This window comes from Streptomyces sp. E2N166 (assembly GCF_003671715.1).
GTDB lineage: Bacteria > Actinomycetota > Actinomycetes > Streptomycetales > Streptomycetaceae > Streptomyces > Streptomyces thinghirensis.
The window spans coordinates 976,483-980,642 of record NZ_RAIF01000032.1 but is presented as its reverse complement, the minus strand read 5'-3'; the positions used below and the strand labels follow the sequence as shown (position 1 = coordinate 980,642).

Below are 4,160 nucleotides of genomic sequence, written 5' to 3'. Positions count from 1 at the left end.
CGCGCAGCCGGCGAAGCGCCTCCGCGACCGTCCGCCCTACGCCGCACACCGCGCCGCACGCCCCACACCGCGCCGCAAGCCGCACGCCGCACACCGCCGTCAGGCCACCGCCGCGATCCGCACCTTGATGTCGTCCGGCGACAGCGCCCCCTTCGCGGTCACGTGGTCGCCCGACGACGCGCCTCGCAGCCGGCGTCCGATCCACGGCACCAGGTACTCGCGTGCCCACTGCACGTCGTCGCGCCTGACGTGCAGGGTGCCGCGGGGCGGCAGCGGCGGCCAGGGCTGGTCCGGGTCGGCGGGGACACGCAGGCCGAGGGCCTGGCCCGCGCGCAACGCCACGCGGGTGTGGCCCTCCGGCGACAGGTGCAGCCGGTCGGCGTCCCACGCCCTGCGGTCCTGGACGCTCCGGAGCGACCACAGGTCGAGTACGGGGCATCCGTAGCGGTCGGCGACGGCACGGACGTGCCCGTTGTAGGTCGCGATCTTGCCGCGCAGATGCTTGAGGACGGGCACCCCGCGGGTGTCGAAGCCGGTCGTCACCAGGACGGTGCCGGCCGCCCCGGCCAGCGCGGCCAGCGCGCGTTCGAACCGCTCGGCCACCTCGTCCGGATCGGTGCCGGGCCGGATGATGTCGTTGCCGCCCGCCGCGAACGAGACCAGGTCCGGCGCGAGTTCGGCGACCCGCGGGACCTGCTCCGCCACGATCTGGTCGAGCAGCCTGCCGCGCACGGCGAGGTTCGTGTACCTGAAGTCGCCCTCGGGGCGCCGGTCCGCGAGCAATACGGCCAACCGGTCCGCCCAGCCGACGAACGACCCGTCGGGGCCCGGGTCGCCCACGCCCTCGGTGAAGCTGTCCCCCACCGCCACGTACGACCCGATCACTTCTCTGCTGTCACTCTTCGAATCGTCTGCCACATCGGCCCATGATTCACCTTGGAATGTGACCTACGCGACCGTAGGAAACGGTTGACGGGCGGTGAGAAGAACCACGCCTAAAGTGTTCGTCAATTCCGGAATACACCGAAGGCCGGACCCGGGGATCGGGGTCCGGCCTTCAGCGGCGCGGAGGCCGCGCCCGAGCGGTCGTCAGAGAGAGACGCCGTGCGAGCGCAGGTACGCGATCGGGTCCACGTCCGAGCCGTAGTCGGGCGTGGTGCGGATCTCGAAGTGCAGGTGCGGACCGGTCACGTTGCCGGTGGCACCCGAGAGACCGACCTGCTGACCCGCCGTCACGGACTGACCGGCGGAGACGGAGAGCGAGGACAGGTGGGCGTACTGGGCGTAGTGGCCGTCGGCGAGCTGGATGACGACCTGGTTGCCGTACGCGCCGCCCCAGCCGGCGGAGACGACGGTGCCCGCGCCGACGGCCTTGAGCGAGGTGCCGGTCGGGACGACGAAGTCCGTGCCGGTGTGGTAGCCGCTGGACCACATGCTGCCGGTCTGGTGGTACGGGGTGCCGACGCTGCCGCCGGGCACGGGCGAGGTGAAGCCGCTGGTGGTACCGGCGGACTGGGCGCTCGCGTTCGAGGAGTCGGAGGACGAGGTCTTCGCGGCGTCCGACGACTTCTCGGCCGACTCGGACTTCTCGGAGGACGACTTCTTCGGCGCGGCGGGCTTCTCGGCCGGCTTCTCCGACTCGGCGGAGGAGGGAGCCGAGGACTTGGCCGCCCGCTCGCCGACCGAGAGCTTCAGGCCGGGGTGGATCAGCGACGGGTCCGAGCCGACGGCGTCGCGGTTGTCCGCGTACAGCTTCTTCCAGCCGCCGTCGACGTCCTGCTCGTCGGCGATCTTCGAGAGGTAGTCACCGCTCTTCACGGTGTACGTCCGCGAGTCCGAGTTCTTCTCGGCGCTGCTGCCGGCGGCCTTCTTCGCGCTCGTCGGTATGGACTGCACGGCCTGCTCGGAGACGGACTGCGCGGGAGCGGCGTGGGCGCCGGCGGCACCCAGCAGCGGCAGTGCGAGCGCGGCGCCACCGGTTCCGGCGACGGCGATGGTGCGGGTCAGGCGCATGGCCCTGGTACGGCGGTGCTTACCCTTCGCGGGCATGGCGATTTCCTCTCCGGCGCCTACGAGGTGAGCTGTCGGGTGCGAGCTGGAGATGCCCGGCCGCGCCGAGACGCGGCTTAACCCCAAGCCGTTCCGGGAACCGGAACAGGCAGTTGTACCTGTGGGTCCCCCGTTCCTGCCGTGTACGGGTGGTGGATGAGTGCGGGCTCCGGTCGGCGGCAGGATTAGGCGTCCGTCCGGATCGGTGGTGAACGTAAGGGACCAAGACGCGCGGGGACAAGCGAGGGGTTCCATTGACGGGTGTTCCGATTGATCCTCTACGGGAATTACCGGTCACCCTCCGTCGATTCGCCCAGTGCCCTTTCGCGTAAACAGCCTTGAAAACCGGCCAAATTACGTGAACATGACGGGCAACGCACGGTCACGGATATGACGCTGCTCACGCGCCGCCTCTCCAGCCCCTTTCATTTCAGCGCTAGTTGGAATGAAGGCGCCATTTCAGACAGAAGCCCCAGAACTGACACAGTCGGACGGATGGACCGCCGAGGTCCCCGGACCGTGCCGTATCTTCGAGTGGTGCCCGTCGGCGAGCAGCGCCGGCGGGGCGGAGTGGGAGGAGCCCCCGTGACGCAGCAGGTCCCGTCGACCGAACCCGAGCTGGCCGGTGTGCGTAACTTCCGTGACGTGGGCGGACTGCCGACCGTGGACGGGCGGCGGGTGCGAGAAGGGGTGCTGTTCCGCAGCGGCCACCTGGCGCACGCCACCGGGGAGGACGCCGCGTTCCTGGCCTCGCTGGGCCTGCACACCATCTTCGACTTCCGCAACGCGGCCGACCAGAAGCTCGAGGGGCCGGACGTCGAACTGCCCGGCGTACGCAATGTGAACCTGCCGCTGAGCGATCCGGCCGACGGTGCCGAGTTCTGGAAGATGGTCCGCGACGGCGACCTCGACCAGCTGCGCGACATCCTGGCGGACGACAAGGCCGCCAACCGGATGATCGAGTCCTACCGCATGATCATCAAGGAGCGCACGGCGGAGCACTCCCGGGTGCTGCACGCGCTCGCGGAGGACAGCGTCCCCGCCCTGATGCACTGCGCGGCCGGTAAGGACCGTGCGGGCCTGTCGATCGCGATCGCCCTGCTCGCCCTGGGCGTCGAGCGCGACGCCATCGTCGACGACTACCTCAAGTCGAACGCCACGCACCGCCGCTACAAGGTGCGCCGCAGCAGCTCCGCCGCCTCCGCGTACTCCCCCGAGGTCATGGAGCTGCTCAGCCCCCTCTTCGACGCGCGCGTCGAGTACCTGGCGGCGGCCTTCGAGACCGTCGAGGAGGTCTGGGGCGGGGTCGACGCATACCTGGAGAAGGGCCTGCGGATCACGCCGGAGACCCGGGAGCGGCTGCGCGAGCGGATGCTGGACTGAGCCGCCCGCTCACCGGCTGTTGGCGCCCACCTCGAAGAGCAGGTAGATGAAGGCCGCGAAGACGTGGCCCACGACGAGGTAGATGAAGAGCCGCACCCACAGGGCGCGCGGGAACTTCTCCTGCAGGTTCATGGCGTCTCTCCGAGGGTGGGGTGGGCCGGCGTGGTGACCGGTCCCAGGCACAGCGCCGTCGCCGGGCTCTGCAGCAGGGTGTGGACGAAGAGGAGCTCGACCCCGTCGGCGTCCTGAGCGGCGATCCGGTGCGGGGTCAGCGAGTCGAAGTGCGCGCTGTCACCCGGACCGAGCCGGTGCACGGTGTCCCCGAGGCGCAGACGCAGCCGGCCGCGCAGGACGTGCAGCCACTCCTCACCGGGATGCACTCGCACGATGTCACCCTGTGAGCCGTGCGGCACATGGACCCGCAGAGCCTGCATCCCGCGCCCGGCCCCGCCGGCCTGCCAGTACGTCCAGCCGCCCGCGAACGTCGGCTCCATGGCGTCGGCACGCACGACGGCGTCCCGGTCCGCGGCCGTCTCACCGAGCAGCTCCGAGACGGTCGTACCGTAGACACGGGCGAGGGAGAGCAGCATCGGCAGCGAGGGCTGGCGTTGCCCGGTCTCCAGGCGGGAGAGGTGGGCGGGCGACAGCCCGGCGGCCCGGGCCGCCGCCTCCAGGGTGAGGGCGGCCCTGCGCCGCAGGGCGCGCAGCTGCGGTGCCACGACGGACAC

The 4,160-nt window shown here is 70.8% G+C and carries 5 protein-coding genes and 1 riboswitch; of the genes, 1 reads left to right on the top strand and 4 read right to left on the bottom strand.

What is annotated here, in order from left to right:
* Positions 1-99: 99 nt before the first annotated feature.
* On the bottom strand, positions 100-885 hold the full coding sequence (locus tag EBH09_RS31330; protein ID WP_121750230.1) for an SGNH/GDSL hydrolase family protein: 786 nt from the start codon (positions 883-885) through the stop codon (positions 100-102).
* A gap of 204 nt (positions 886-1,089) precedes the next feature.
* Complete coding sequence (locus EBH09_RS31325) at positions 1,090-2,049, bottom strand: M23 family metallopeptidase (RefSeq protein WP_121750229.1); 960 nt, start codon at positions 2,047-2,049, stop codon at positions 1,090-1,092.
* 2 nt (positions 2,050-2,051) lie between these two features.
* Positions 2,052-2,211, bottom strand: a riboswitch (cyclic di-AMP (ydaO/yuaA leader).
* Positions 2,212-2,634: 423 nt separating this feature from the next.
* Between EBH09_RS31325 and EBH09_RS31320 the strand changes: the two genes are divergently transcribed.
* On the top strand, positions 2,635-3,432 hold the full coding sequence (locus EBH09_RS31320) for a tyrosine-protein phosphatase (RefSeq protein ID WP_121750228.1): 798 nt from the start codon (positions 2,635-2,637) through the stop codon (positions 3,430-3,432).
* Between the two features lie 9 nt (positions 3,433-3,441).
* Here EBH09_RS31320 and EBH09_RS31315 read toward each other — a convergent pair whose 3' ends face one another.
* Together EBH09_RS31315 and EBH09_RS31310 are read right to left on the bottom strand one after the other, a co-directional pair.
* Positions 3,442-3,564, bottom strand: coding sequence for a DUF6126 family protein (locus EBH09_RS31315; RefSeq protein WP_121750227.1), 123 nt, complete (start codon positions 3,562-3,564; stop codon positions 3,442-3,444).
* Positions 3,561-4,160, bottom strand: coding sequence for an XRE family transcriptional regulator (locus EBH09_RS31310; RefSeq protein ID WP_121750226.1), 600 nt, complete (start codon positions 4,158-4,160; stop codon positions 3,561-3,563). Before EBH09_RS31310 ends, EBH09_RS31315 begins: the two co-directional genes overlap by 4 nt.

Coding starts and splice junctions, on each gene's coding strand:
- EBH09_RS31325 (WP_121750229.1), bottom strand. CDS start 2,049: ATGCCCGCGAAGGGTAAGCACCGCCGTACCAGGGCCATGCGCCTGACC.
- EBH09_RS31315 (WP_121750227.1), bottom strand. CDS start 3,564: ATGAACCTGCAGGAGAAGTTCCCGCGCGCCCTGTGGGTGCGGCTCTTC.